Annotated in this window: 21 protein-coding genes, 4 tRNA genes and 1 pseudogene; 11 read left to right on the top strand and 15 right to left on the bottom strand. The window is 68.2% G+C overall.

Annotated features, from left to right (window positions below; translation table 11 throughout):
- From AruCF_RS29685 to AruCF_RS08090, 3 genes and pseudogenes are all read left to right on the top strand, one after another.
- A pseudogene (locus tag AruCF_RS29685) lies at positions 1–375 on the top strand (hypothetical protein); the annotation flags it as partial.
- A 111-nt stretch (positions 376–486) separates the two neighbouring features.
- On the top strand, positions 487–1089 hold the full coding sequence (locus AruCF_RS08095; RefSeq protein ID WP_049072937.1) for a helix-turn-helix domain-containing protein: 603 nt from the start codon (positions 487–489) through the stop codon (positions 1087–1089).
- Positions 1090–1178: 89 nt separating this feature from the next.
- Positions 1179–1427 (top strand): hypothetical protein, encoded by a 249-nt coding sequence (locus tag AruCF_RS08090; protein WP_171905026.1) that lies wholly within the window; start codon positions 1179–1181, stop codon positions 1425–1427.
- Positions 1428–1433: 6 nt separating this feature from the next.
- On the opposite strand, the gene AruCF_RS08085 is transcribed toward AruCF_RS08090, so the two are convergent.
- Positions 1434–2354: a LysR family transcriptional regulator gene (locus AruCF_RS08085; RefSeq protein ID WP_049072935.1), complete on the bottom strand. Its 921-nt coding sequence runs from the start codon at positions 2352–2354 to the stop codon at positions 1434–1436.
- A gap of 126 nt (positions 2355–2480) precedes the next feature.
- On the opposite strand from AruCF_RS08085, the gene AruCF_RS08080 reads away from it, so the two are divergent.
- A complete protein-coding gene (locus AruCF_RS08080; protein ID WP_049072934.1) occupies positions 2481–3077 on the top strand; it encodes a short chain dehydrogenase in 597 nt (198 codons plus the stop codon).
- Positions 3078–3096: 19 nt separating this feature from the next.
- On the opposite strand, the gene AruCF_RS08075 is transcribed toward AruCF_RS08080, so the two are convergent.
- A complete protein-coding gene (locus AruCF_RS08075; protein WP_049072933.1) occupies positions 3097–3558 on the bottom strand; it encodes a GNAT family N-acetyltransferase in 462 nt (153 codons plus the stop codon).
- A gap of 55 nt (positions 3559–3613) precedes the next feature.
- Between AruCF_RS08075 and AruCF_RS08070 the strand changes: the two genes are divergently transcribed.
- Positions 3614–3820: a hypothetical protein gene (locus tag AruCF_RS08070; protein WP_049072932.1), complete on the top strand. Its 207-nt coding sequence runs from the start codon at positions 3614–3616 to the stop codon at positions 3818–3820.
- A 158-nt stretch (positions 3821–3978) separates the two neighbouring features.
- On the opposite strand, the gene AruCF_RS29090 is transcribed toward AruCF_RS08070, so the two are convergent.
- Positions 3979–4131, bottom strand: a complete 153-nt coding sequence (locus tag AruCF_RS29090; protein WP_156524704.1) for a hypothetical protein — start codon at positions 4129–4131, stop codon at positions 3979–3981.
- Between the two features lie 46 nt (positions 4132–4177).
- Positions 4178–4254, bottom strand: a tRNA-Arg gene (locus AruCF_RS08065).
- A 243-nt stretch (positions 4255–4497) separates the two neighbouring features.
- Here AruCF_RS08065 and AruCF_RS08060 point away from each other — a divergent pair.
- On the top strand, positions 4498–4725 hold the full coding sequence (locus AruCF_RS08060) for a DUF3079 domain-containing protein (RefSeq protein WP_049072931.1): 228 nt from the start codon (positions 4498–4500) through the stop codon (positions 4723–4725).
- A gap of 543 nt (positions 4726–5268) precedes the next feature.
- On the opposite strand, the gene AruCF_RS08055 is transcribed toward AruCF_RS08060, so the two are convergent.
- The 3 genes from AruCF_RS08055 to AruCF_RS08045 form a co-directional block, all read right to left on the bottom strand.
- Positions 5269–5345 (bottom strand) — tRNA-Arg (locus AruCF_RS08055).
- A 132-nt stretch (positions 5346–5477) separates the two neighbouring features.
- A tRNA-Arg gene (locus AruCF_RS08050) sits at positions 5478–5554 on the bottom strand.
- A gap of 167 nt (positions 5555–5721) precedes the next feature.
- Positions 5722–6345, bottom strand: coding sequence for a TetR/AcrR family transcriptional regulator (locus AruCF_RS08045; RefSeq protein ID WP_049072930.1), 624 nt, complete (start codon positions 6343–6345; stop codon positions 5722–5724).
- A 200-nt stretch (positions 6346–6545) separates the two neighbouring features.
- Here AruCF_RS08045 and acpA point away from each other — a divergent pair, with 200 nt between their 5' ends.
- The 3 genes from acpA to AruCF_RS08030 all read left to right on the top strand — a co-directional run bounded on the left by acpA (position 6546) and on the right by AruCF_RS08030 (position 13430).
- On the top strand, positions 6546–8294 hold the full coding sequence (gene acpA / locus AruCF_RS08040; protein ID WP_063585139.1) for an acid phosphatase: 1749 nt from the start codon (positions 6546–6548) through the stop codon (positions 8292–8294).
- A gap of 211 nt (positions 8295–8505) precedes the next feature.
- Positions 8506–9549, top strand: a complete 1044-nt coding sequence (mnmH, locus tag AruCF_RS08035) for a tRNA 2-selenouridine(34) synthase MnmH (protein WP_049072928.1) — start codon at positions 8506–8508, stop codon at positions 9547–9549.
- Positions 9550–10082: 533 nt separating this feature from the next.
- On the top strand, positions 10083–13430 hold the full coding sequence (locus AruCF_RS08030) for an autotransporter family protein (protein ID WP_049072927.1): 3348 nt from the start codon (positions 10083–10085) through the stop codon (positions 13428–13430).
- Between the two features lie 66 nt (positions 13431–13496).
- On the opposite strand, the gene AruCF_RS08025 is transcribed toward AruCF_RS08030, so the two are convergent.
- The 3 genes from AruCF_RS08025 to AruCF_RS08015 are packed head-to-tail and all read right to left on the bottom strand — an operon-like array spanning position 13497 to position 20795.
- Entirely contained in the window at positions 13497–16745 is a 3249-nt protein-coding gene (locus AruCF_RS08025; protein ID WP_254431177.1) for a hybrid sensor histidine kinase/response regulator, read from the bottom strand.
- A gap of 7 nt (positions 16746–16752) precedes the next feature.
- Positions 16753–18027: an EAL domain-containing response regulator gene (locus AruCF_RS08020; protein WP_049072925.1), complete on the bottom strand. Its 1275-nt coding sequence runs from the start codon at positions 18025–18027 to the stop codon at positions 16753–16755.
- Complete coding sequence (locus tag AruCF_RS08015; RefSeq protein ID WP_083036595.1) at positions 18024–20795, bottom strand: ATP-binding protein; 2772 nt, start codon at positions 20793–20795, stop codon at positions 18024–18026. The genes AruCF_RS08020 and AruCF_RS08015 overlap by 4 nt, the downstream gene beginning before the upstream one ends.
- A 519-nt stretch (positions 20796–21314) precedes the next feature.
- Between AruCF_RS08015 and AruCF_RS08010 the strand changes: the two genes are divergently transcribed.
- The gene (locus tag AruCF_RS08010; RefSeq protein ID WP_049072923.1) at positions 21315–21722 is read left to right on the top strand and encodes a hypothetical protein; all 408 of its coding nucleotides are present in this window, start codon (positions 21315–21317) and stop codon (positions 21720–21722) included.
- A 74-nt stretch (positions 21723–21796) separates the two neighbouring features.
- Positions 21797–22129: a hypothetical protein gene (locus tag AruCF_RS08005; RefSeq protein WP_049077647.1), complete on the top strand. Its 333-nt coding sequence runs from the start codon at positions 21797–21799 to the stop codon at positions 22127–22129.
- A 181-nt stretch (positions 22130–22310) separates the two neighbouring features.
- On the opposite strand, the gene AruCF_RS08000 is transcribed toward AruCF_RS08005, so the two are convergent.
- The 5 genes from AruCF_RS08000 to AruCF_RS07980 all read right to left on the bottom strand — a co-directional run bounded on the left by AruCF_RS08000 (position 22311) and on the right by AruCF_RS07980 (position 26764).
- Positions 22311–22403 (bottom strand) — tRNA-Ser (locus AruCF_RS08000).
- Positions 22404–22491: 88 nt separating this feature from the next.
- The gene (locus tag AruCF_RS07995) at positions 22492–23757 is read right to left on the bottom strand and encodes an aspartate kinase (protein WP_049072922.1); all 1266 of its coding nucleotides are present in this window, start codon (positions 23755–23757) and stop codon (positions 22492–22494) included.
- A 213-nt stretch (positions 23758–23970) separates the two neighbouring features.
- Complete coding sequence (tilS, locus tag AruCF_RS07990; protein WP_235432807.1) at positions 23971–24969, bottom strand: tRNA lysidine(34) synthetase TilS; 999 nt, start codon at positions 24967–24969, stop codon at positions 23971–23973.
- A gap of 148 nt (positions 24970–25117) precedes the next feature.
- Positions 25118–26083, bottom strand: a complete 966-nt coding sequence (locus AruCF_RS07985) for an acetyl-CoA carboxylase carboxyltransferase subunit alpha (protein ID WP_049072921.1) — start codon at positions 26081–26083, stop codon at positions 25118–25120.
- Between the two features lie 36 nt (positions 26084–26119).
- Positions 26120–26764, bottom strand: a complete 645-nt coding sequence (locus tag AruCF_RS07980; protein ID WP_006386554.1) for a DNA-3-methyladenine glycosylase family protein — start codon at positions 26762–26764, stop codon at positions 26120–26122.
- Positions 26765–26775 lie beyond the last annotated feature (11 nt).

The following is a 26775-nucleotide window of genomic DNA, read 5'->3' as shown; positions in this document are numbered from 1 at the left end:
GGCGATGCGGGCGATGCTCGCGCCGCTGGCGGCGCGGACAATCCGGGCCCGGCCGACGACGACGCCGGCGCGGACGAACGCGCCGGCGCGCTGGCCAACGACGGTGACAGCAGGTCCACGAAAAGCGCGTCCCGACGCGCGAGCGGCGGCGGCCCCTGCGGCGCGGGCGCGCGCCAGGCCAGCCAGGCCAGCGCCACGTGCAGGGCGCAAGACAGCCCCGCCGCCCACCACGCGATGGCGCGGCGTCGCCCCACGGTCGGCCGCATCCGCGCGGCGCCCGCCCCGAAAGAAAGCATCACGACGATTCCAGCATCGAATGCGCCATTCTGCGGTTTCGCGCGGTGCCAAAGCCGGTGCTGGCGTGAAGATTTGTGAAGATGTTCGGGGGCGAACAGGACTACCATCAACGTATGTCCGCGATGCAGGGGAAACCCCAAATCTCATCGCGCACGCAGAGGGATACAGTGGTAGCAAGCCATTGCAGGCATGGAGATCATCATTCCGTTTTCCTGGAGACTTCCCGACGTGTTCGTGCGTTCGCCCGACGGTGTGCTGCATCGGGTGGTGCGCCACGCCACGACCACGGAAACCATCGCCAAACTTGAGAGCATTCCCAGCAATACCCACCTGGATTGCGAATGCATGCTCGACAACGGCGAAGCGCTGTCCTGGGTCGGCGGAAACCTGTACCGCCAGGTCAACGGAGGAACGATTTTCACCGCCGAACCCGGCTCCGCGCCCCCCGTGGCGGATGCCCGCAAGAACGCCAAGGCCCGCAACACCCTGCGTGACGCCTACCGCCCCCAGCCCGCGCGCCATCCGCCCGCGGTTTCCAAAAACGTCGTACCATCAGCTGTAGCAAGTCTAAAAACCGGCAACGATTGGAGCCTGATACGCGCCTGGCGCGAGCACCTGAACATCAGCACCGCTGACATGGCTGCCCGCCTGGGAGTGGATCACTCCATCTACATCGAATTGGAACGGCCTCGCCCGCGGCCCCGCCAGATCATCCTGGACCGCATTTCGGAAGCCCTGGGAGTCTCGCCCGACCAGCTCGATGATGCATCGTTAGGAGGACACTTTCATTGACGCCGGGCCCTCGCGGCCCGACCCGGTGGACGTGTTCGAACAACTTTGGCGCCGCGCTGAGAACGGCCCGCGCATGAGAGGTATCCAAAATGCTCGGTACCGCAAGACGATTGACCGATGTCCTGGCCACGGCCCCCGACGGCACGCTGTATCGTATCGAACGATTCGTGTCGGACCCTGACGCCTATTCCGCGCTGGGCACATCCCGCTTCGATCCCCGGACGCACTGCGTCTGCCGCACCAGTTCCGGCGAGAAGGTCGCCTGGCTGGGCGGCCAGGCCTACCAACTGCTCAAGAACGGCCTGAACCTGACGGCGGTGGACCGACGACGTGGCTGACGCCCCTCACCCCCGCCCCGCTTTCCCCGCGAACCGCGCCACGACGAAGTCCACGAACGTCGTGAGCTTGGGCAACGCCTGCCTGTCTTTCGGATACAGCAGCGTGACCGGCCGCGCCGCCGGCCAGTAGGGCCGCAGGATCGGCGCCAGCCGGCCGGCGCGCACGTCTTCGGCCAGCAACAACTCGGGCTGCAGCACGATGCCGAAGCCGGCCAGTGCCGCCTGCCTGAGCGCCTGGCCATTGTTGGCGATGAAACGGCTGGCCGGCGGATAGTCGGCCTGCGCGCCCTCGCCGTCGCCATCGCCTTCGCCTTCGCCCAGGCGCCAGCCGGTGCGGCGGCTCCAATGCGAGAAATCCAGGCACTGGTGGCGGGCCAGGTCGGCCGGCGTCTCGGGCGTGCCATGGCGCGCGAGATAGGTCGGCGCCGCGCAGATGATCATCTGATAGCTGCCGATGCGGCGCGCGACCAGGCTGGAGTCGCGCGGCTCGCCGATGCGCACCGCCAGGTCGTAACGCGAGGCCACCAGGTCTTCGACCACGTCGCTCAGCGCCAGCTCCACGCTCACGTCCGGATAGCGGTCGAGGTAGTCGGCAATCGCCGGCGCCAGCGCGAACGAGCCGAATGAGACCGTCGACGTGATGCGCAGGGTGCCGCGCGGCGCCACCCGCAGCGCCTCGGCGCCCTGTTCGGCTTCGCGGATGTCCGCCAGGATCGTCTTGCAGCGCGTGTAGTAGGCCTGGCCCGCCTCGGTCAGGCTCTGGCGCCGCGTGGTGCGGTTCATCAACCGCAGCCCCAGCCGCGCCTCCAGGCCCTTGATGTGCTTGGCCGCCATGGCCGCCGACATCTCGTGGCGCGCGGCCGCCGCCGTCAAGCTTCCCAGCTCGACCACCGCCACGAAGATCTCCATGCTGAGCAGACGATCCATGAATTACGCACCCTGGGTATGAAGTGTTCCAACCATTCCTGGATTTTTCCACAGGAATGGAAACCGCAGAATGCTTTCATGCGCGGGCGCCCCGTCCGCGCCCCAAAATGAACAGCGGAACTCCCCATGAAGATCCTTCTTATCGGCGCCAGCGGCACCATCGGCCGCGCCGTGGCCCACGAACTCGGCCAGCGCCACGACATCATCGCCGTCGGCAAGACCCAGGGCCAGCACCAGGTCGACATCACCCGCAGTGACAGCATCCGCGCCCTGTTCGAGCGCGTCGGCAAGGTCGACGCCATCGTCTCCACCGCAGGCGCCCTGCATTTCGGTCCGCTGGCGCAGATGACCGCCGAGCAATTCAGGATCGGCCTGCACGACAAGCTGCTGGGCCAGGTCGACCTGGCGCTCATCGGCCAGCATTATCTCAACCAGGGCGGCTCGATCACCCTGACCAGCGGCATCGTCAGCGACGAACCGATACCCTTCGGCGCCAACGCCTCCGCCGTCAACTCGGCCATCGACGGCTTCGTGCGCGGCGCCGCCGTGGAACTGCGGGACGCGCGCATCAATTCGGTCAGCCCGACCGTGCTGCGCGAATCCTGGGACAGCTACGGCCCCTACTTCCCAGGCTTTGAAGCCGCCCCCGCGGCGCGCGTGGCGCTGGCCTACAGCCGCAGCGTCGAGGGCGCGCAGACCGGCCGCGTGTACCGCGTCTGGTGACTTCCGCCTCGCTCGCCCCTCAGCCGGCCAGGTCGCGGTTATAGGCCAGGAATACCCGGTCCCGTTCCCAGCCCAGCGATTCGTACAGCGCCTGGGCCGGCAGATTGGTGCGGGCGGTGGTCAGGTCCATGCGCGCGGCGCCGGCCGCGCGCGCATGCGCCTCGGCCCGTTGCAACAGGGCGCGCCCGACGCCGCGCGTGCGCGCCGCCGGCGTCACGAACAGGTCGTACAGCACGAGGATCGGCGCGGCCAGCACCGAGCAGAACGAGGGGTAGAGCTGGCAGAAGCCCAGCACCGCGCCATCCTCGGCGTCCGTGGCCAGCAGGATCACCGATTCGGCCCGCTCCAGGCGCGCCCGCACGAACGCCAGCGCGGCCGCGGGATCAGCCGGCTGCGCGTAGAACTGGCGGTAGGCGTCGAACAGCGGTGCGACGCGGGGCGCATCGGCCACGTCGGCGAGTCGGATATCGATGGCATTCATGATCGCGGCGCAAAGGGCCGACTGTACACTCGACCCGATTCCGGGAGAACCCCTCATGCGCCGTCTCGTCATCCTCGCCAGCCTGGCCGCCGCCGTCTCGGCCACCGCCTGTTCATCGCAACGCGCCTACGATTCCGGCCAGGCCTGGCAACGCAATGAATGCGGCAAGATCCCCGACATGCAGGAACGCCAGCGCTGCATGAACGCGGCCTCGACCTCCTACGACGACTATCGGCGCCAGCGCCAGGACATCCAGAAGTAAGCGGCGTTCCGACCCAGCCGTCAACGTCGCCATTCCGGTTCGCGCGCGTTGCCGGCCGTGCGCACCGGCCGCGCAAGCGAAAACGGCCTGGCGAAAATCGCCAGGCCGTTGCCAGAATGCTTGATGCGCTGCCGCCAGCCGCCGCGGCCAACCCGGTGTCAGCCGCCCTTGTTGCCGCCCTTGTTGCCGCCCTTAATGGCAGCCCTTATTGCCGCTCTTGTTGCCGCTTTTCTTGCCAGCGTTGTCTTGCGGAGCGTGCTTGCCAGCGTCGCCTGGTCGATGTCGTCTTGCCGGCGTTGTATTGCCGACATTATTGTCGCCAAGCGGCGCCGACGGATCGGCGCACTTCGAATGAGGTGGCGCGCCCGGCAGGATTCGAACCTACGACCCCCTGGTTCGTAGCCAGGTACTCTATCCAGCTGAGCTACGGGCGCGCTAAAGAGGCGTGTTTATAGCATGAAGCCGGGCGGGTCCGCAAATCGAAGCGCCGCCATGCCCGCGCGCCCTTGCGCCGGATCAAATCCCGCGCCCGCATCGCGCGCTACGCTGAATGCGATACAGCCGGCGCAGTGACAGCGATACGCCGCCACGCGGCGCGCGGCATACCCTGAAACGGCGCCCGCGCAGTCCCATGACGCACCTTCCACGATGCTCGCGCGCGCCCTGGAGGCAACGGCATGGCCAAGAAGTTTCCCCTGCATCCGAAGCACCCCGAACGCATCTGCTGGGGCTGCGACCGCTACTGTCCCACCGACGCGCTGGCCTGTGGCAACGGCTCGGATCGCACCATGCACCCGGCGGAATTGTTGGGCGACGATTGGTACACCGTGGGCAACTGGGGCCTGGATGACGACGAAGACAAAGGGGCCGGCGCGGCGGCAACGCATGGAGCGACGATGCGCTGAGGTTTCGGATCCGGGCGCCGCGCGCGAAGGCGGCGGCCAAAGCATGCCCCCGATCGGCGGGCAACCCATCCCCTCGGCATTCCGGATTCTGCATTCCGGATTCTGCATTCCGGATTTGGCATTCCGGGTCCGGTATTCAGGGCCTGACATTCAGGGGCCAACATTTGGCCATGCCTCGGCGCCGCGGCGCGGATGGCGAAAGCCTGCGCCCTGCGCACCCGGTAAACACCTCAAGAATCCGCAAAACGGATCCACACAACACCGCATCCGAAAGCCGCGGTGCAACGAGCGGGTGCAACGAGCGGGTGCAATGAACGGCTGAAATGACCGACTGCAATGAGCGGGAGCAATGATCTGGCCCACGAAGCGGATCCCCGAGTCGGGCGCAAAAAAATCGGGTGCAACAAATCGAGTGCAACATCCGAACCGACCAAACAAAAAGGCCTTCGATCCGAGATCAAAGGCCTTTCCATTTGTACTGCTTGCAACGATGCCGCGCATCGTTTTTTACCAAGCCAATCACCTGATCATCATCAAGCAAATTGGCGCGCCCGGCAGGATTCGAACCTACGACCCCCTGGTTCGTAGCCAGGTACTCTATCCAGCTGAGCTACGGGCGCTCCGGTAAAGAGGCAAGATTATATCAGAATAATTTTGCCGCGGCACTGCACTTGCCTTCTCTTTTTTCCCGTTATCGATTCTTTTCGCACTGATCAACGACCAGCCGCGAGCAAAACCACAAGGAAAATCATTGGCGCGCCCGGCAGGATTCGAACCTACGACCCCCTGGTTCGTAGCCAGGTACTCTATCCAGCTGAGCTACGGGCGCGTGAAAAAGCAAGCCTTGAATCATAGCGTTGTTTCGCAAACCGCGCAAGTCGGCTGGCCCCCATTCAGTCAGCGCGGCCCCCTGTCAATGGCATTGTCAACGCCTCTCATTATCATCGCCCTCCCGGCGGACAAAGACTGCCGCGGTCTCGGGGGAATCGACGGCCGCTAGACCGCGACGCCCAGCATGCGCAGATAGGCGTCGGCGACGCCGCGCGCGAACGCCGTGGAGTCCGACAGTTTCGACAGGATCGCGTCGTCGGTCGCGCAGTGCACGCCGGCGTAGATCAGCAATGCCATCATGCGCGGATTGTCGACCCGCCAGGCGCCAGCCGCGGCGCCGGCCCGCAGGATGCCCTGCAGTTGCCGGATCACCTCATTCTCGGTATGGCCCTCGCGCGCATGATGATGCGGATGGGTGAAAACGATGTCGTGCACGCGGTAGGTGCGCAGGTACGTCGCCACATTGGCCTGGACCCAAGCGCGCAGGCGTCCCACCCAATCGTCCTTCGGACACGCATCGACCGCGCGTTCCAGCTGTTCGACGAACTCCCGCACGTAGCGCTCGCCCAGCGCCGCCAGCATTTCCTGCTTGGACGGAAAGTACACGTAGAACGTGCCCTTGGCCACGCCGGCCGCTTCCGTGATGTCGCTGATGGTCGTGGCGTCGACGCCTTTCTCCAGGAACAGCGCCTGCGCGGCGCCCATCAACTCGTCCAGGCGCACCTCGGGCGGCTTGGTGCGGGACGGGGCCGCCTTGCGCGCGGATTCGGTTGCGGGGTTGTCGGTCATTGCTTTCACTCGGATTTCACCCAGGGCGCCAGTCTAAGGGAATTTTGCGCGGGCCCGCCCAGCGTACAGCTTTCTGACAGCGGATGGTCACACCGATAGCACGTTGCCTCTCTAGCCTGACGCGTCGTGAATGCCGGCTGTCATCCGGCGACTCCGCGGCGCAATGACAGGGCGCCGCCCCTTTCGCAAGGTCTCTCACCATGTCTGAAAAAGAAAAAGGCGCGATCGCGCAGGAAGCCGCGACACCCGCGACCACCGAACCCAGGAATACCGATGCGCCCGTGCGCGCCACCCGCCGCGGCTTCCTGACGGGCATCGCCGCGCTGGGAGCCAGTGCGGCCGCCATGGGCGCGCTGGCCGGCTGTTCCAGCGACGACGGCGACGATGACACGCCGCCCGCCACGCCGCCCACGCAACCCCCGGCGCCAGATCTCACCACGCAGCTGCGCAACCACGTCAAGACCGTGGTGGTGATCTTCGCCGAGAACCGCAGTTTCAATAATCTGTTCGCCAACTTTCCCGGCGTGGAAAAGCCGCTGTCGGCCCTCACCGCCGCCGACTACACGCAGAAGGATCGCGACGGCACTACCTTGTCGGTCCTGCCGCCGGTGTGGGGCGGCATGGTGCCCACCTCGCAGCAGGCCAACCACGTCACTTATCAGGTGGCCGAGAACGCGCCCTACATGAACAACCTGCCCAACGCGCCGTTCGACCTGCGCGGACCGCAGGGCGAGCCGTTGCCGCAAGGGGTGGTCACGCGCGACCTGTGGCACGTGTTCTATCAGAACCAGATGCAGATCAACGGCGGCAAGAACGACCGCTTTGTCGCCTGGGCCGACTCCGGCGCGCTGGTGATGGGCCGCTACAGCGACTCCGCCTACAACCTGCGCCTGTGGAAGCTGGCCGAGGAATTCGTGCTGTGCGACAACTTCTTCCAGGGCGCGTTCGGGGGATCGTTCCTGAACCACCAATACCTGGTCGCGGCCAGGCCGCCTTTCTACCCGGACCTGGCCAACGCGTCGATCAACGTCCGCGGACAGATCGCGCAATTGCAAAGCGCCGACCCGGCCGACCCCAACCTGCAACCCAAGGCCACCTCGCCGGCCAGCGCCCTCACCGGCGCGCCGCAGTTCGGCGCCAGCGCGCTGACGCCGGACGGCTTTGGCGTGAACACCATGGGCCCGCCGTACTGGCCCGCATTCTCGCGCGATGCCGCCAACCCCACCCAGGCCGACCCGGCCTCGGTCTTCATGGTGCCGCAGACCCACGCCAACATCGGCGACCTCATGAGCGCCAAGGGCCTGGACTGGGCCTGGTACGCGGGCGGCTGGCAGGCCGCGGTGGATTCGACGGCCAACAGCGGCTTTCCGTCGTCGCCCAATTTCCAGGCGCACCACCAGCCCTTCAACTATTTCCAGAGCACCGGCCCCGGCACCGCCGCGCGCGCCGCGCACCTGCGCGACGGCGGCCTGGGCGACCTGTCGTCGACCAATACGTTCCTGGCCGACGCCGAAGCCGGCAAGCTGCCGCCGCTGACGTTCTACAAGCCGCAGGGCAACCTCAACATGCACGCGGGCTACGCCGACGTGGATTCGGGCGACCGCCACATCGCCCACATCGTCGACAGCCTGCGCAAGAGCGCGCAGTGGCAGAACATGGTGGTGGTGATCACCGTGGATGAAAACGGCGGCTGGTGGGACCACGTGGCGCCGCCCAAGGGCGACCGCTGGGGCCCTGGCACGCGCATCCCCACGCTGGTGGTGTCGCCCTTCGCCAAAAAAGGCACCGTCGACCACACCGTCTACGATACCGGTTCGATCCTGCGCCTCATCACGCGCGTGTTCGACCTGCCGACCCTGGACGGCCTGAAGACCCGCGACGACGCGATGAAGGCGCGCGGCCAGCAGCCCATGGGCGACCTGACCAACGCGCTGTCCTTCCCCGCCTGAGTCCGCGCGCGGCCCGGGTCGGCGCGGGCCGCGCCCTTTCCCCGGTATCGCGCAGCCGTTTGCCGCCAAGGCGGCGACGGCGGATCGGCCCTTGTCGCGCGCCGCCCCGGCAAGGGGCCGCATGCCGGGATTCCTCCCAAGGCGTCCGGGCCGGGCGCGAACCGCCGCGACATGCGAGAATCCCCCATTGCTCCCCGGGGATGGCTCCGCCTTGAAACACCTGCTGGTCGGCCTGGACAGGCTGGACGATTTCGACGACATCATCGACGTGCGCTCGCCGCTCGAATATGCCGACGACCATATTCCCGGCGCCCTGAACGCGCCGGTGTTCAGCAACGAAGAACGCGCCCTGGTCGGCACGCGCTATCGAGAGGCGCCGTTCGAGGCCACCCGCCTGGGCGCCGCCATCGCCGCCCGCAATATCGCCCGCCACCTGGACACCACCTTCGCCGCGCGCCCGCAGGGCTGGCGCCCGTTGATCTATTGCTGGCGCGGCGGCAAGCGCTCCGGGTCCATGACGGTGATGTTCAACATGATCGGCTGGCGCGCGCGCCAGCTCGACGGCGGCTACAAGACCTATCGGCGCGCCACGCTCGATATCCTGGACACGCTGCCGACGGCGCTGCGCTTCGTGGTGCTGACCGGCCCCACCGGCAGCGGCAAGACGCGGCTGCTCAACGCCCTGGCGCAAGCCGGCGCGCAAACGCTCGACCTGGAAGCGCTGGCCGCGCACCGCGGCTCGCTGCTGGGCGCGTGGCCGGGCCAGGCGCAACCGACGCAGAAGCGCTTCGATACGCTGCTGGCGGCGCGGCTGCGCGAGCTCGACGCGGCCCGGCCGGTCTTCGTCGAGGCCGAGAGCCGCAAGATCGGCGCGGTGGCCCTGCCCGCCACGCTGCTGGAGGCGGTGCATCGCGGCGCCTGCGTCGCGGTGACGGCCAGCCGGGAAGACCGCGCCGTCTTTCTACGGCAGGACTATGCGCAGCTGTTCGACGATCCCGCGGGCTTGAAATCCCAACTGCTGCGGCTGGTCGGCCTGCACAGCCGCGACACGGTGGCCGGTTGGCTACGCATGATCGACGAGGGTCGCCGCGACGACCTGGCGCGCGCCTTGATCGACCAGCATTACGACCCCGCCTATGCGCGCAGCAGCCAGGCGCACTTCACGCGGTTGCCGCAGGCGCTGCCGGTAGTGTTCCGGCCCAATGACGCCGACGTGGTGGCCCAGGCGCGGGCCTTGCTGGCCGCGCTGGCGTAGTTTTCCCGTGCGGGCTGCCCGCACGCGCCCCCATTCTGACGCCACGGCGTCGTTGCTAGCGCTCGCGCAAGGCGCGGCGGTCGCCACGGCTTGCGCGCGGCCTTGAAGTCGCCGAACGAATCCCGCCAGACGCCTGCATCCCCGGGATAGCAAGCCAGGCGCGGACAAGGTCGGGCCTCGCCCGCCGCGACGGATCGGCGGCAGCGGCCAGCCGGCCCGGACAACGCTCAGTGCCAAGCACAGAATCCGCGCGCTCGTAGCGGGAATTTTCTGAAAATCCCCCGATAAAACCCGCCAATCCGGTGCGGCCCGCCCGTCGCCAGGGTCTTGTTACGTTCCTTTCGAATCAATACGGCGTATCTAAGAATCGTCTTATTTTTTCGCTCCCCCCGCGAACGCACCATGAAAGCTACTGCCACGTAATCGCCTTTGTCCGATACGCACCAGTACGCTTCAGCGGCTCCTGCTTTTTTTCGGTCTGGTTCTGTTCGATGTGTCTGGGTATGCCAAGGCCAAGGGCCAAGGAGCCACCCATGCACTGTTCCCTCAACCCGATCATGCTCGGGCTGCTGGCCATCACCCTGCCGGCCTTCGCCAACCCCGCGCAGGCCGCGGAGCTCGGCCAGGTCATCATCAACGATCCGTCGGGCAGCGTTGCCCGCGCACTCGACAACGGCGACACCCTGACCTACGCCGGCAGCGGCGCCGCCCTCGATGTCTCAGTCGCCGGCAACAGCGTGCGCGGCGACCGCGTGACGATCACCGCGGGCTCGGCCACCACCGCCAACACCCTTGGCGTGCGCGCCAGCGCCGGCGGCAGCGTGACGTTGACCGACAGCGTCATCAAGACCGTCGGCGCCGGCCAGAACGCCCACGCGCTGACGGCCACCGGCGCCGGCAGCCTGATCACCGTCGGCGGTAGCGATATTGCCACCCTGGGCACGTACTCGCACGGCGCGTATGCGCAGTCCGGCGGCCGCATCGACCTCAATGGCGGCAGCATCACCACCGCCAACGGCGGCAGCCGCGGCCTGACCGCGACGGGCGCCGGCTCGACCATCGTTGCCCGCGACGTGACCATCGGCACCAACGCCTACAACGCCACCGGCGCCGCCGCCGAAACCGGCGCCAGCGTCACCGTGCAGGACGGCAGGATCACCACCACCGGAAACTACAGCGATGGCGTCAGCGTCAGCGGCGCCAACGCCGTGGTGACGCTGTACAACACCGAGGTCAACGCCGCCAGCGGAGTGGGCGCGCGCGTCGAGGGCGGCCGCTTCGAGATGGACGGCGGCAGCCTGACCACGGGCGGCTCCGCGGTCATGCTCAGCTCCGGCAGCGGTACGCCCTCCGCGGCCAGGATCCGCAACGCCAGCCTGACCGCCACCGGCGACCACAGCTATGGCATCAACATCAACGCCAAGGACACTTCCGCCGAGATCGAAAATGTCTCGATCTCGGCGCTGGGCGTCTACGGCACCGGCGTCTGGCTGCCGTCCACCGGCACGCGCTTCTCGGCCACCGGCTTCGACATCGCCTCGGCCCACGTGGGCGTGGACAACCGCGCCGGCCAGGTCACGCTGGTCGACGGCCGCATCAAGACCCGCGACGCCAATGCCCACGGCCTGTACCTGTCGCGTGAATACGGCAGCTCGGCCACCATCAAGGCCACGCGGGTCTCCATCGACACCGCCGGCAATGGCGCCGTGGGCGCGCTGGCGCGGCTGGGCGGCGCCGCCGTCGAGCTGGACGGCGTCACGATCAACACGCTTGGCGCCACCGCCTATGGCCTGTTCGCCAGCGGTTCGGGCGCCAGCCTGTCGGCGCGCAACTCCCAGGTCAACACCAGCGGCGCGGGCGCCAGCGGCCTGTCCGTCAGCAACCGCGCGGCCGTCACGCTGGACAGCACCGGCCTGGCCATGACCGGCGCCGGCGCCAATGGCATCTGGAGCTACCTCACCGGCGCCGGCCTGAGCAATACCGTCACCTTCCGCAATGGCAGCCGCATCGACACCCAGGACGGCGTCGGCCTGCTCGCCTCGGGCGGCGGCCACACCTTCCTGGTCTCGGACTCGGACATCACCGCGCGCGCTGGCGGCGACATCGACAGCGGCGTGCTGCTGCATTCCCGCGCCGTCACGGTCACCAGCGGCGGCGTGTCCACCGTCATCGAGAGCGAGCAGGTCACGCTGGACGCAAGCAACGCCCGGCTCACCGGCGACGTGCTGGCCGACAGCGGCAGCGTCGATGTCTCGCTCAAGAACGGTTCGGTGCTCACCGGCGCCGTCATACAGCGCGGCACGGGCCTCGCCAATGGCCTGACCGTGGACAACACCAGCGCCTGGAACGTGCGCGGCGATTCCAGCCTGGGCACGCTGACCAACGCCGGCACGGTGGCCTTCACGTCGCCGGCCGGCGCCAGCGGTTTCAAGACCCTGACCGTCAACAACTACATCGGCGGCGGCACGCTGGTGCTCAACACCCGCCTGGGCGACGACGCCTCGCCCACCGACAAGCTGGTCATCGATGGCGGCACCACCTCGGGCAATACCGCGCTGCGCGTCGTCAATGCTGGCGGCAGCGGCGGCCAAACCACCTACGGCATCCGCGTGGTCGAAACCATCAACGGCGGCACCACCACGGCCGACGCGTTCCACCTGGACAGCGGCTCCACCGGCTACCGCGCCAGCGCCAACACCGTCTCGCTCAATGGCTACGACTACAGCCTGGTGCGTGGCGGCAACGGCGGCGTGGCGCCCGATTGGTACCTGACCTCGGACTACACGCCGCCCGTTAACCCGCCCGACCCGGTGGATCCGGCCAAACCGACCGATCCCGGCGATCCGGCGCCGCCCGTGGCCCCGCCCGATCCCGTGCTGCCCGGCGGCGGCTTCAAGAACGTATCGCCCGAAAGCGGCGCCTACGCCGGCAACCGCCTGGCCGCCATGCGTCTGTTCACCCACAGCCTGCATGACCGCGTGCCGGCCTATGCCAACGACGACGCCGACGCACGCCGCGGCCGCGGCCTGTGGGCCCGCGCGCAGGGCCGCCACGACAGCGGCCTGCGCATGTCCGAGGGCCGTGTCGATGTCGACACCGACAGCGCGATGCTGCAGCTGGGCGGCGACCTGCTCAAGGCCCCGCTTGGCCGCGAGGGCGCGGTGTATACCGGCCTGATGGGCGGTTATGGCGACGCGCGCAGCCGCTCGGTATCCACCCTGATCCAGCCCGGCAGCGGCCAGCGTACCCATGCCCGCGCCCGCGGCAAGGTCTCGGGCTATTCCGCCGGCATCTATGGCACGTTCTACCAGAACGACGCCACCCGCCTGGGCGCTTATGCGGACACCTGGGTGCAGTACGGCCGCTACACCAACCAGATCAGCAGCGAACTGGGCTCGGTGCGCTATCGCGCCAACGTCTGGAGCGCTTCGCTCGAAGCCGGCTATGCCCTCAAGCCGTTCGCCGCCGGCTCGGCCCTGGAAACCCTGGTGGTGGAACCGAACGCCCAACTGGTCTACAGCCGCTACGACGCGCGCGACGCCACGCTGCAAGGCACCCGCATGCGCAGCGGCAACGACGGCGCCTGGCAGTCGCGCGTCGGCGTGCGGCTCTATCCGCAGGCCGCCCCCGCGGCGGCCGGCAAGCCCGCGGTGCGCCCCTTCCTGGAAACCAACTGGCTGCACGACAACGCCAACCCGGCGGTGCGCATGGGCAGCACCACGCTGCAGGCAAAACCGGCGCGCAACGCCTTCGAACTGAAGCTGGGCGCGGAAGGCCGCGTGGGCAAGGCGACGCAGGTGTCGGGCCATGTCTTCGGCGTGGCCGGCAACGGCAGCCAGCATGGCTACGGCGGCATGATCAACGTCAGCTACCGCTGGTAAGGCAAGGCGCCGCGACCGATGCCAGCCCAGGCCATCCCGCCCGGCCCCGCGCCGGCGCGGCCCGCCTCAGATCTCGGCCAACGTCCTGCGCAACTCGGCCTGCAAGGCCGTGAGCAGGGTCCTGGCCGTATCGCTCAGGCCATCGGCGGCCAGCCGTTCCTCGGCCTGCTCGGCCTGCTGGTACAGGTCCATCGCCTGCACCGCGGCGAAGCCGCCGCGCATGCGGTGCAGCACCGAGCGCAGGTCGCGCAGGTCGCCACCGGCGTGGGCCTGCTCCAGCCGCGCCAGGTCCTGGGTCATGGTCTGCAGGAAGACGTCGCGATACTTGCCGACGATCGGCGGCGCGCCCCGCGCCGGCGCGGCATTGACAGGCGCGGCGGGCCCTTCGCCCCCTGCCGCCGTCGCCGCGCGGCCGGTGCGATGCGCGCGCAGCTGGTTCCACAGCAGGCTGAGCTTGATCGGCTTGACCAGCCAGCTGCTCATGCCGGCCGCCTTGCAGCGCGCCTCCTCGTCCTTGAGCGCATTGGCCGTGACGCCGATGATGGGCACCGTCACGCCCTGCGCCCGCAATGCGCCGGCCAGTTCGTAGCCGTTCATGCGCGGCATGTTGACGTCCGTCAGCACCACGTCGAACGGACCGATGTTCCATTGCGCCAGGGCCTCGGCGCCATCGGGCGCCAGCGTCACCTGGCAGCCCAGCTGTTCCAGCTGGTCGCACATCGTGACCTGGTTGATCGGGTTGTCCTCGGCCACCAGGATGCGCAGGTTGAGCGGCGCGTAATGCGGCGCCACGGCTTCCTTGGCGGTGTCGACATCGCCGCTGGCCCAGCGCTCGAGCGCGAAGCCGATGCTGGTGAGATAGTGGCGGTCGGCGCGGTACAGCGCGGCGCCGCGCACGTCGCGCCCGCCCGCCGACACCACCGGCCCCTGCCATTCGGTCGGCGCCGCCGCGTCGCCGGCGATATGCACGTCGACCAGCACGCCGTCGCCCGCCTCTTCCGGCGTCAGGGTCGCCGGCGCGATGCTGGCCTGGGCACCCCAATAGATCAGCCACTGGCAGATGTTGTCGCTCAGTTCCTTGCGCGCGCTGCGCACGTAGACGCGCAGCCCCTCCAGCCGCGGCGACGGCCCGGGCGGCGGCTCGGCCGTGTCCAGGTCGATGGCGATCGAGAAACTGCTGCCCAGGCCCAATTCACTGGTCACTTGGATGGTACTCCCCATCAATTCCGCAAGACGGGCGCAGATCGACAGGCCGATGCCCGCCCCCCGCACCAGATGCGATCGGCTATCGATCTGATAGAACGGTTCGAACAGGCTCGCCTGGTTCTCGGCGCTGATGCCGACGCCGCTGTCGACCACCTGGAAATGCAGGCGGGTGCGCGCATCCGGCAAGGCCTCGGCCCGCAGGCGCGCCACCACGTGGCCGGAATCGGTGAACTTGATGGCGTTGTTGACCAGGTTGTTGAGGACCTGCCGGATGCGCCCGCCGTCGCCCACCACCCAGGCGGGCGTCGAGGTGTCGACGCAGCTGTAGATGACGAGCCCCTTCTGCTCGGCCATGCCGGCGTACGAGGCAATGCAGTTCTCGACCAGCTCGCGCGGATCGAAGCCGTCCATTTCGAGGGCCAGCTGGCCGGACTCGATCTTGGTGATGTCGAGGATGTCGCTGATCAACTGCTGCAGGATCACCGAGGAATCCTGGATACGGTCGACATGACGGCGCTGTTCGTCGTCCAGGTGGGTCAGGGACAGCACCTCGAGCGTGCCGAGCACGCCATACAGCGGGGTGCGGATCTCGTGGCTCATGGTGGCCAGGAAGGTGGACTTGGCCTCGTTGGCGCGGTCGGCCTGCTGCTTGGCCTGCGCCAGCGTGCGTTCCATCTCGGCGCGCGCGCTGATGTCGGCGAAGGCGCACAGCACCACGTCCTGCTTCTTGTAGCGGGTCGGCGCGAAGGCGACGAACAGCGGCCGGCCCTCGTGGGTGCGGAAGGTCTCGATGGTGCCGGGCCGGGTCGCGCCCAGCACCTGGCGCAACAGCTTGTTGGCCTCGGTCGAGTCGTGCGGCTGTTCGCCCACGCCGATGCCGAGCCATTGGCTCGCCAGCGCGTTGCTGAACACCACGCGCCCCTCCAGCCGCGACAGCACGCACAGCGCGACCGGCGCCGTGTCGAGCACGGTGCGGTTGAATTCCTCGCTTTCGACCATGTCCAGGTGGGCGACCTCGGCGGGATGGATCACGCGCCGGTTGTACCAGAGCAGGTAGCCGGCGCCGGCCGCCAGGCCCAGCGCGAGCATCAGCAGCACCGTCAGCGGCAGCCACATGTTGGCGCGAAAGAAGCTGCCGTAGTTGAGCTTGTAGTAGCCCGTCCAGGTGCCGCTTTTGTCGGCGATGCGCAGCACCAGGCCGTCGCCGCCGAAATGAAAGCCCGCCTGCGCGACCTGCGGCGGCGCGCCTTCGCCGAACAGGATGGCCTTGCCCTGGTGCTGCAGCCAGAACTGGTCGTACAGGGGCATGTTCAGGACCCGCTCGGAGATGCTGACGCGGCCGCGGTTCAACAGCGACACGGCGTAGACGTTGCGGCGCGTGGCGATGGTGCCATCGCGCGCGTTCAGCGGCAGCATCACCGGCAGCATGCCGATGATGTCGTCGGGCAGGTCGGCGTCGCGTAGCCACGTCACGCGCGGGCCCTCGCTGCCGGAACGGTCCTCGGGATCGGTGCCGCCGGCGGCCTGCTGCACCGCCTGGACCACCGCCAGGAAAGTCTGGCGGGTCAGCGGCTCGTAGCCGGACACCGTGGAAATCGCCGGCACGCTCAGGCTGATCTGCTGGCTCGGGGAAATGATGAAAAGCGGCGCCGCCGGATACACCGAGGCCGCCCAGCGCGTGGAATAGAAGTCCGACAGGTAGCCGCCGATGCCGGTGAACACGCCGTTGCTCACCGGGCAGGCGTCGGGGCTCTGGCACAGCAGCGAGAACGGCATGGCGGCGATCGCGTGCTGGCCATCGAAGAAAGCCCAGGAAGCGCGGTCGAAACCGCTGGTCTCGCGGACCGGCGTGGGCGCCACCAGCCGCTGGCCGTCGGGGTTCAGGCCCTGCGCGTACAGCCCCTGCAGCACGGTCTCGTGGGCATGGATATAGCCGACCAGCACGGAAAAATCGACCCGCAGCTTTTCCTCTTCCTGCTGCAGGATGCGCTGACCGCCCCAATAGAGCACGCCGCCGAGCGCCAGCAGCAATGGCAGGGCGCCGAACAACGCGATGTTCAAACGACGGGACGCTCGGATGACCTTGATGAGCGGCGTATCCAGTTTCATAGGTGCTTCAGTGCCCATGGGCGCCATGTCGCCGGCGTGCCGCCGGTCTTTCCGCGGGGATGGCGCGCGGTTCGCCCTGGCTCGGTTCGTTGGCCAGCAATTCGTTGAACGCCGCCAGGTCCACGGCCGCCGAGATCAGGAAGCCCTGCACGCAGTCACAGCCGATGCGGCGCAGGAACTGCAGGTCTTCCATGGTTTCGACGCCTTCGGCCGTGACCTGCAGCCCTAGCTGCCGCCCCAACTGCACCGACGACACCAGCGCGGCCGCGCGGACCTCGTCCTTGGTGACGCCATGCACGAAGGCGCGGTCGATCTTCAATTCCGTGAACGGCGTGGAGATGAGGCTGTACATCGAACTATAGCCCTTGCCAAAATCGTCCTGCGACAGACCGAACCCCTTCAGCCGCAGCCGGCTGGCGCCCATGTAGTAATTGCCGGGCACCACCGTCATGTCGTCTTCCAGGAGTTCGAATGTTACGTCCTCGGCGGGAATGCCGCTATTGGTGACCAGGTGATGCAGTTCGTCCGGCAGCTGCGGGCGGTCCAGGAGGCTGACGGGCAGGTTGATGGAGACCGGCACGCGAAAGCCGCGCTGGCGCCAGGCACGGTAGGCGGCCAGGCTGTCCTCCAGCATGCGCGTCAGCAGCTCGTAGTCCAGGCCGTACTCGCGCAACGTGCGCAGGAACGAGCCCGGCATCATCAGGCCCAGCCCCCGGTGCTTCCAGCGCACCAGCGCCTCGGCGCCCACGATGGCGCCCGAGGCCAGCGACTTCTTGGGCTGGAACCAGGCCTGGATGCTGCCGTCGCGCAGGGCGCATTCGACGCTGGCGCGATCCAGCAGGTCGCCGGTGTCGCCAGGGCTGGTCAGCGCCCCCGGCGACTCGGCTGGCGGGCGGCGCTGCAGGCGCTCGGCCAGGCCCGCGATCTGCTCGCCGGTGATGGGCTTGACGAAGGTGCCGAGCATCGAGAAGCCGTTCTCCTTGGCCATCAGGCCGACGCTGTTGGCCATGCGGCGCGAACACGCGGTGACCACGGCCAATATCGGCCGCAGGTTCAGGCGGGCGAGTTCGTGGATGAACTGGACGCCGTCCATGCCCGGCATGCGGATGTCCATGAGCACCAGGTGGTAGCCCTCGGCGCGGATGCGGTCGAGCGCCTCGTCGGCGCGTTCCACCGTATCCACGTGACCGAAGCCGGCCTGCCGCAGCAGGTCCCGCAGGTGCAGGCATTGCAAGGCGTGGTCGTCCAGGACCAGCACTTTGTAGTCTGAAAGCTGTTTCACGTCATATCCTTTGCGACGCCGTGCAGGGTCTGGGCCAGGACCATGAACGGCAAGGGCTTGCACAGCACCTGGTTCATGCCCGCGGCCACCCCGCGCTGCGCGATCTCGGCGGCCGAACTGGAGGTCAGGCCGATGATGGGACCGGCGTGGCCGCCGTCCCGCAGGGCCCGCGTCAGCTCATAGCCATTGACGACAGGCATGTTCAGGTCGGTCAGGACCAGGTCGAACGGCTGGCCGCGCCACAGCCGCAGCGCCTCGTCGCCGTTGCTGGCCAGGGTCGCGACGCAGCCCAGGTGTTCCAGCTGCTCGCGCAGGATCAGCTGGTTGATGACGTTGTCCTCGACCACCAGCACCCGCAGACCCAGCGACCGTTGCGCGCCGCCGTCGGCGCCCAGCGCGCCGCGCTCGACGCCATCCTGCGCCATCTGCACCGCGCGGCAGATGCTGACGGGATTGAAGGCGCTGGCCACGCCGCCAACGGCGTTGGTCATGAAGGCGTCCTGGTGGGCGCCGGGCGCCAGCACCCGCACGCGCCGATGCGGCCAGCGCGGCTCCGGCGTCGACGGCGGCCAGGTCTGCACCAGCACCGCGCCGGCCGGCTCGGCTTCATCGGCGGGCTTGCGGTACGGCAATGCGATCGCGCCGCAGGCGTTCAGCCAGCCGCGCACGTTGTCGACCACCTCGGGCACCGCGCCATCCACGTACACCGGCCGCGGCTGCAGCGTCACCGGCGCGGCGCCGTCCGCGTCGTCGGCCGCCAGCGAGAGGCAGAACGAGATGCTGGTGCCCAGCCCTTCCTCGCTGACCACCGCCAGCGTGCCGCCCATCAGGTCGGACAGGCGCCGGCAGATCGTCAGCCCCAGGCCGGTGCCCGCGACGTCGTTGTCCTGGCCCGCCGGCGCGCGGAAGTACGGCTCGAACAGGCGCGCGCGATGGCTTTCGCGGATCCCCGGGCCGGTATCGGCCACCTGGAAACGCAGGCGCACCCGCCCCGGGCCGTCGTCCGTGGCGCTGGCGCGCAGCACGACCCGGCCGGCCTCGGTGAACTTGACGGCGTTGCTGACCAGGTTGTTGAGGATCTGCAGGATGCGGATGGCGTCGCCCTGCACCGCCATCGGCATGCCGACCTCGGTGACCGCGTAGACGTCCAGCCCCTTGGCGCGGGCCCGCGCCGCGTAGTTCGCCACCACCTGTTCGACCAGGTCGGCCGGCGAAAAAGCGCCGATGTCGAGCTCCTCGCGGCCGGCCTCGATGCGCGACAGGTCGAGCGTGCCGTTGATGGTGCGCAGCAGGGTCGAGGACGATTGCTGGATGGTGCCGAGGTATTGCTCCTGCTGGCCGGTCAGGCCGGTCAGCGCCAGCAGTTCCAGCGTGCCGAGGATGCCGTACAGCGGCGTGCGGATCTCGTGGCTGATGGTGGCGAAGAACATGGCCTTGGACTCGCTGGCGCGGTCGGTGGCCTGCTTGGCCTGGCGCAGCGCGCGTTCGACGTTCTTCTGGGCGGTGATGTCGCTGATGCCGCACAGCACCACGTCCTCGGACTGGTAGGTGGTGGCGGCGCAGGCCACGTAGGCGCTGCGGCCATCGGCCAGCGTGTATTCCTGCCCGCCGGTCTCCGCGCCCGCGCGCAGCAGGGCTTCACGCCAGTGGTCCTGCTCGCCCAGCCACTGGCGCGCGGCCGCGTTGGACAGCAGCACGGCGCCGTCGGTGCGCCGCAGCAGGCACAGCCCGACCGGGGCCACTTCGACGATCTTGCGGTTCAGCGCCACGCTGTCGACCAGGGCTTCGTACTGCCGCAGCGCCGGCCGCACCAGCCGGTTGCGGATGTGGCGCACCGCCAGCAGCACGACCAGGATCAGCGCGACCGCCACCCCGCCGGCGGCCCAGAACGACGCGGCGCCGTCTTCGAGCAGATCGCCGATGGGCACGTAGTAGGCCAGCCGCCAGCCGGCCTCGCCGACCGACTTGACCAGCACCAGCGTCTGCGGCCACCAGCTGTCGCCGCGCAGGTGAAAGGAATCGCGCGACAGGTAGGCAGGGGTTTCGTCGACCCGCGACGGCAGCCTGCCGCCGTGCAGCGCCATGGCGCCCGAGCCGTCGTACAGCGCATAGCCGGCGCCATCGCTGGCGCATTCGGCTTCGACCATGCTGGCCAGGCCACCCACCTCGAGGCCGATCCAGGTGCGTTCCTCGCCCGCCACGTCGGCCGGGGTGTAGAGGAACAACCGGTTGGCCTCGTCCATCGGCGGACGCAGCCAGACGATCGGCGTGCGGCCATCGGGGCCAGGCCGCGCGCTGTGCAGGCGCAGGGTTTGCGCCAGCCAGCGCGCGGTTTCCGTGGACATGGGCTCGGCGCCGCCATCGGATCGGACAGGCAGGCGCGTGACGGCGTCGCCGCCGGGCGCGGCATAGACGACATGGGCGCGCAGCTGCGCCACGTTGGCGCGGTCGCGCGGCGTGAGGATCAGCGCCCATTCATAGGCGCCGGCGGCATCGACCAGCGGCGTGACGCTGATCTGGCCGGTGGCGCCGAAGGTCTTGGGGGTGCGGGCGACCGGCATGTGATCGGTGTTGCGCACCGCCGAGGCCGCCACCGACCGCAGCAGCGCTTCGCGCTGGTCGAAATACAGCTGGGCGTTGTAGGCGCCGGCGTTCATGCGGCGGCGGTATTTCGAGACCTCGCCGGTGAACGACCAATAGGCGTAGAGCGCCGTTCCCACCAGGATGCATGCCGCGAGCGCCACGGCAAACATATGCAGCAGAAGCATAGGCAGCCCGGGGGCCGCCGCCGTCAATGCTTCCCGGGAACGGGGATTTACGATCATGCGCTTATCGTAGATTTCCGCCCTCGCGGCCAAGCCAAGAATATTCTCAAAGCGCGGGAGAGAAGAGCTGCGGGCGCGGGCGCCGCGCCGAGTTGGCGGCGCGCGAAGTCACGCTCGCGGGCGCATGGCGCCACCCCGCCCCTGCGCTGCGCCGCGGCGGCGCCACAAGGCGGCGGCACGTCATATGTAACCAAATCAAATAATTCAATTCAGGGCGGCGTCAGCCTTGCCCGAGCCGCGCCACCGCCGCCGCGCGCCCCGGCCCGGCCTCGCCCTATGAAGGGGCCGCGTTTTTCCCGAACCCTGTCCCATGGGAACCACGGAAAAACCGTTTCAGCGCGTCCACATGGGCGTCCCCAGGGTGTGGAATGCACGCCACACCCCCTCTCGCCATCTCCCCGGGGCGCTGGCATGATGCGGCGCGTAGGGCACCTGTCAAGCATCTGAATAAGGAAAACAAACGTGCGATTCAGTTTTTTCAAGGCCCTGCTGGCCTGCCTGTGCGGCGCCGTGTTGAGCGCCTGCACCACCTGGGACGTGGCGATGATGCGCCACAAGGGCAAGCCCGTGAATGACATCGTGGTCGACTGGGGCGTGCCCGACCGCGTCTATGCCAGCGAAGACCTGCCGATCGGACAACTGGTCTACATGTGGCAGACCTCGGGCGAAGTCTCCTGGGATGAGGCCGTCGGCTCCTTCTACGTGCCTCCGCCCGGCGGCGTCAGCTATGGCTTCGGCTCCAACACCGGCACCATCTACCAGCGACGCACGGGCGTCGCCAGCTGCTACACCATGCTTCACGTCGACGAAAAGGGCATCGTCGTCGGCGGCGAACTGGTCAACAACGGCACGACCTGCAAGATGTGGTGATGGCCGCGCGCCCGGCATCGCGCATGCGCGCGGCCAGCCAGCCTCCCATCGGACAACCCGCAAGAGAATTCCTGATGATGAACATGAAAGCCACTTTCGCCTCCCTGCTCGCGCTGGCCTTGCTGTCCGGCCCGGCCTTCGGCGCCGAGAAGAAGCCCACCGCCGGCGACATCTCCCGCGCCATCGCCTACGCCGACGTCATGCGCGCGTTCGCCTACGCCAAGCAGGCCAATCAATTCAAGGAACGCTACGACAAGATCGGCCCCGGCCAGGATGGCCTGGAAGCCATGACCCACGCGGCCAATCTCATGACCCTGGCCAATCAGGCGATGCGCGCGGCCTGCGCGCGCGAGCCGCACTACGTGGAAAAGGGTATCGAGGCCTTCCGCTGCAGCAAGATCAAGTAGACGGTTGCGAGCTCGCCGCGGGACGATCATCGCATCATCCGCCGGCGCGCTTGCTTCGACGCATTCCAGCGCGCGTAACCCTGGCGAACGGCGCCTACGGTTTCTACGCACCAAACAAAAAACCCGCAGAACGTGAGTTCTGCGGGTTTTTTTACCAGCCTGGCATGCCAGGCAGGGAATCTGGCGGAGATGGTGGGATTCGAACCCACGATGCAGTTTTTAGCCACATACTCCCTTAGCAGGGGAGCCCCTTCAGCCTCTCGGGCACATCTCCGAAGAGAACGAGATTCTAGCACGACTTTTTACACTATTGCCCGCAACCAAGGCGCGGCAGGGAAAAAATCGTGCTGCGTCCGTTCCGCTCAGACCTTGGTGGCGGGCGCCTGGTCCAGGCCGAAGGCCTTGTGCAGCGCGCGCACGCCCAGTTCCATGTACTTGTCGTCGATGATCACCGAGGTCTTGATTTCGCTGGTGCTGATCATCTGGATGTTGATGCCCTCTTGCGACAGCGTCTGGAACATCAGGCTGGCCACGCCAACGTGCGAGCGCATGCCGATGCCGACGATGGAAACCTTGGCGACCTTCTCGTCGGTCGAGAGCTCGCGCGCGCCCACGGCGGGGATCACTTCGCGCTTGAGCAGGTCGACGGCGCGGGCGAACTCGTTGCGGTTCACGGTGAACGAGAAATCGGTCGTGCCGGCCACGGACTGGTTCTGCACGATCATGTCGACGTCGATGTTGGCGGCGGCGACCGGGCCCAGGATCGAGAAGGCGATGCCGGGTTTGTCGGGAACACCCAGCAGGGTGATTTTGGCTTCGTCGCGGCTGAAGGCGATGCCGGAGACAACGGCGGCTTCCATTTTTTCGTCTTCCTCAAAAGTAATCAGCGTGCCCGAACACATTTCTTCGTCGAGCGGGATGAGCGGGTCGGTCAGCGAGGACAGCACCCGCGTCGGCACACGGTATTTGCCGGCGAATTCGACCGAGCGGATCTGCAGGACCTTGGAGCCCAGCGAGGCCATTTCCAGCATTTCCTCGAAGGAAACGACGGCCATGCGGCGCGCTTCGGGCACCACCCGCGGATCGGTCGTGTAGACGCCATCCACATCGGTGTAGATCAGGCATTCATCGGCCTTGAGCGCCGCCGCCACGGCCACGGCCGAGGTGTCGGAGCCGCCGCGGCCCAGGGTGGTGATGTGGCCGTCAGGGTCCACGCCCTGGAAGCCGGTGACGATGACCACGCGGCCCGCGTCCAGGTCGGCGCGGATGCGGGCGTCGTCGATCGACGTGATGCGGGCCTTGGTGAACGACGAATCGGTGCGCACCGGCACCTGCCAGCCCGCGTAGCTGCGGGCGGCGACGCCTTCGGCTTGCAGCGCGATGGCCAACAGGCCGCTGCTGGCCTGCTCGCCGGTGGCGGCGATCATGTCGAGCTCGCGCGCGTCGGGTTGGGGCGTAATCTCGCGCGCCAGGCCCAGCAGGCGATTGGTTTCGCCTGCCATGGCCGACGGCACCACGACAACCTGGTGGCCGGCAGCGTGCCACTTCGCGACGCGTCGCGCCACGTTCCTGATGCGCTCGACCGAGCCCATCGAAGTACCGCCATATTTATGAACGATCAGGGACATCTCGTACTCTGGCTGGGGACCCGCCGCAAGAGTGTTGACGGGCAAAACCTCATATTCTATCCCGACGGTAAAAATTTGCGCAGGCCATGGAATTTTCTTTCCAGGGAACGGTCGTTTTTTCCGGAAAAATGTCGTTCTGGCCAGAATTCGACGGCGTCAGCCGCGGATTTCACTGCGCGGCGCCTGCCGGCACCGGGCGCCCCCACCTTTGCGCTAACGTGACGCCGGCGGTTGCGGATCCGGCCGCGGCTCGATCCACACCCGCCCGCGATGGCAGCGCACCACGTGGCCGGCCTGCTCGACCCGCAGCTGGCGGTCGTGCCCCAGGCTGTGCAGGCCGCGCAGCTGGCGCAACAGGTCGTTCAGGCGCGCCTCGGTCGGCATGCGGGCGCCCTGTTGCGCCATCCAGTGGCGCAGCACGTGCGCCTGGCGCGCCGGCGACAGCCGCCGCCAGGCCGCCAGCGAGAAGCTGGCGCCGTCCGCGCCCGGCTCCAGCGCGGCGAAATCCTCGCGCGCCACCTCGTCCAGGATCTCGTTGGCTTCGGCCATGTGCCGGGCGTGACGCGCGACGATGGCGCGCCAGCCGGGCCAGCGCGCATCCAGCACCGGCGCCAGCAATTCGCGCAGCGCGGCGCGGGTGTAGCGCGGATCGGCGTTGGTCGGGTCCTGCACCGCGTGCCAGCCGGTGGCGTCGGCAAACTGCCGCGCGGCCTGCAGGATCGTCGCCCGGTCCTGCTCCAGCCACGGTCGCAGATAGGTCAGGCCGTCACGCGATGTGAGCGGCGCCATGGCCGCCATGCCGGCCAGCCCGGTGCCGCGCAACAGGCGCAGCAGCACGGTCTCGGCCTGGTCATTGCGATGGTGCGCCAGCAGGACCACGCCGATGCCGTCCTCGTCCGCCAGCCGCGCCAGCGCGGCATAGCGGGCGTCGCGCGCGGCGGCCTCGATGCCCTTGCCGCCGGCCGCGTCGACCTCGACGCGGGCCTGCCGCAGCGGCAGTTCCAGCAGCCCGGCCAGCGCCTCGACCTGATCGCGCCAGCCATCGGCGGCGGCTTGCAGGCCGTGATGCACGTGCAGCAGCGCCACGCCGGCGCCCCGTTCCCGCGCCACGGCGGCGGCATGGACCGCCAGCATGGCCGAGTCGGCGCCGCCGCTGACAGCCACGGCGAAACGCCCTGGGGGCCGCGGCAGGGCTTGCAGGGCGCGGCGCAGGGCCGCGATCAGGTCGGGCGAGACGGGATGGGGGAAAGGGGTCCCCGCGGCAGTCGAGTCGGACGCGGGGCGGGAAGTCATGGCGGCGGGCGCGGGCCGGAAGCGGAAGCGGCCGCGGCGCCGGCCAAGGCCGGCGCGCGCGCTTCGCTCAGGCGCGCACTTCCTGGAAGGCGCCGTAGGACAGCAGGCGTTGCACCCGCTGTTCCACCAGTTGCTCGGGCGTCATGCCCTGCAGCTGGCGCAGGGCATCGCCCAGCGCGCGGCGCAGCAGGCGCGCCATGACGCGCGGGTCGCGGTGCGCGCCGCCCACGGGTTCATTGATGACGCGGTCGACCAGGCCCAGGTCCTTCAGGCGCGGGGCGATGATGGCCAGCGCCTCGGCGGCCTCGGGCGCCTTGTCGGCGCTGCGCCACAGGATCGAGGCGCAGCCCTCGGGCGAAATCACCGCGTAGGTGGCGTACTGCAGCATCAGCACGGTGTTGCCCACGGCGATCGCCAGCGCGCCGCCCGAGCCGCCTTCGCCGATGATGGTGACGATCACGGGCACCTTCAGTTCGGCCATGGCGTACAGGTTGTGGCCGATGGCCTCGGACTGGCCGCGTTCCTCGGCGCCGATGCCGGGATAGGCGCCCGGGGTGTCGACGAAGGTGAACACGGGAATGCCGAACTTTTCGGCCAGGCGCATCAGGCGCAGGGCCTTGCGGTAGCCTTCCGGACGCGGCATGCCGAAGTTGCGCGCGGCGCGTTCCTTGGTGTCGCGGCCCTTCTGGTGGCCGATCACCATGCAGGGCGTGCCATTGAAGCGCGCCAGGCCGCCCACGATGGACTGGTCATCGGCGTACATGCGGTCGCCGTGCAGCTCGTGGAAGTCGGTGAAGATCTCGCGCACGTAGTCCAGCGTGTAGGGGCGCTGGGGGTGGCGGGCGACCAGCGCCGTCTGCCAAGGCGTGAGCTTGGCGTAGATTTCCTTGGCCAGCGACTGGCTCTTCTGCTGCAGACGTCCGATCTCGTCGGAGATGTCCACCGCCGAATCGGCCTGCACATAGCGCAGCTGCTCGATCTTGTTCTCAAGCTCGGCGAGCGGCTGTTCAAATTCCAGAAATGTATTGCGCATGTAGTGTGGTTCCGTAGATGGGCGACCTGGATTGCGTCAGTATTGGACCGGCGTCGGTTCCAGACTGCGCCACAGATACCAGGTTGCCACGGTACGCCAGGGTTGCCACGCCAACGAGACTTCGCGAGCCTCGAAGCGCGAGACAGGCTCGCCGCTGAAATAGTGTAGCGAGATTGCCTTGAGCAACCCAGGATCATCCAGCGGCAGAACATCGGGCCGCTGCAGATTGAAAATCAAAAACATCTCCGCCGTCCAGCGTCCGATGCCGCGGATGGCGGTCAATTCCGAAATGACGGCCTCGTCGTCCATGGCCGCCCATTTCTCGGGGTGCACCCGGCGCTCGCCGAAATGCACCGCCAAATCCAGCACGTATTCGGCCTTGCGCTGCGACAGGCCGGCCGCGCGCAGGCCTTCCAGGCCGACGCGCAGCACCGCCACCGGCGTGGGACGCTTGCCGGCGGCTTCCAGGAACTTGTCCCAGACGGCGTCGGCCGCCTTGGCCGAGACCTGCTGGCCGATGATGGCGCGGGCCAGCGTCACGAACGGCGTGCCGCGCGACGTCAGCCAGACCTCGGGGTGCTGGGGAATGATCTTTTTCAGAATGCGGTCGCGCCGCATGAGGTGGGCGACGGCGGCTTCCCAATAATCCGGCTTGGGAATCTCGGTATCTACGGGGGACATGGCGGGCGTAT

Origin of the sequence: Achromobacter ruhlandii (genome assembly GCF_002082135.1) — a bacterium.
In the GTDB taxonomy this organism is placed as follows: domain Bacteria; phylum Pseudomonadota; class Gammaproteobacteria; order Burkholderiales; family Burkholderiaceae_B; genus Achromobacter; species Achromobacter ruhlandii.
The sequence above is the reverse complement of the archived record's forward strand: the minus strand, read 5'-3'. Positions and strand labels throughout refer to the sequence as shown.

Excerpts from the sequence above, each read along its gene's own strand:
- AruCF_RS08045 (WP_049072930.1), bottom strand. The coding sequence starts at position 6,345 with ATGACCGACAACCCCGCAACCGAATCCGCGCGCAAGGCGGCCCCGTCC.
- AruCF_RS07980 (WP_006386554.1), bottom strand. The coding sequence starts at position 26,764 with ATGTCCCCCGTAGATACCGAGATTCCCAAGCCGGATTATTGGGAAGCC.
- AruCF_RS08030 (WP_049072927.1), top strand. The coding sequence starts at position 10,083 with ATGCACTGTTCCCTCAACCCGATCATGCTCGGGCTGCTGGCCATCACC.
- AruCF_RS07985 (WP_049072921.1), bottom strand. The coding sequence starts at position 26,083 with ATGCGCAATACATTTCTGGAATTTGAACAGCCGCTCGCCGAGCTTGAG.
- AruCF_RS29090 (WP_156524704.1), bottom strand. The coding sequence starts at position 4,131 with ATGTCGGCAATACAACGCCGGCAAGACGACATCGACCAGGCGACGCTG.
- AruCF_RS08070 (WP_049072932.1), top strand. The coding sequence starts at position 3,614 with ATGCGCCGTCTCGTCATCCTCGCCAGCCTGGCCGCCGCCGTCTCGGCC.
- AruCF_RS08015 (WP_083036595.1), bottom strand. The coding sequence starts at position 20,795 with ATGCTTCTGCTGCATATGTTTGCCGTGGCGCTCGCGGCATGCATCCTG.
- AruCF_RS07995 (WP_049072922.1), bottom strand. The coding sequence starts at position 23,757 with ATGTCCCTGATCGTTCATAAATATGGCGGTACTTCGATGGGCTCGGTC.
- AruCF_RS08080 (WP_049072934.1), top strand. The coding sequence starts at position 2,481 with ATGAAGATCCTTCTTATCGGCGCCAGCGGCACCATCGGCCGCGCCGTG.
- AruCF_RS08090 (WP_171905026.1), top strand. The coding sequence starts at position 1,179 with ATGCTCGGTACCGCAAGACGATTGACCGATGTCCTGGCCACGGCCCCC.
- AruCF_RS08075 (WP_049072933.1), bottom strand. The coding sequence starts at position 3,558 with ATGAATGCCATCGATATCCGACTCGCCGACGTGGCCGATGCGCCCCGC.
- AruCF_RS08025 (WP_254431177.1), bottom strand. The coding sequence starts at position 16,745 with ATGAAACTGGATACGCCGCTCATCAAGGTCATCCGAGCGTCCCGTCGT.
- AruCF_RS08095 (WP_049072937.1), top strand. The coding sequence starts at position 487 with ATGGAGATCATCATTCCGTTTTCCTGGAGACTTCCCGACGTGTTCGTG.
- AruCF_RS08085 (WP_049072935.1), bottom strand. The coding sequence starts at position 2,354 with ATGGATCGTCTGCTCAGCATGGAGATCTTCGTGGCGGTGGTCGAGCTG.
- AruCF_RS08005 (WP_049077647.1), top strand. The coding sequence starts at position 21,797 with ATGATGAACATGAAAGCCACTTTCGCCTCCCTGCTCGCGCTGGCCTTG.
- acpA (WP_063585139.1), top strand. The coding sequence starts at position 6,546 with ATGTCTGAAAAAGAAAAAGGCGCGATCGCGCAGGAAGCCGCGACACCC.
- AruCF_RS08060 (WP_049072931.1), top strand. The coding sequence starts at position 4,498 with ATGGCCAAGAAGTTTCCCCTGCATCCGAAGCACCCCGAACGCATCTGC.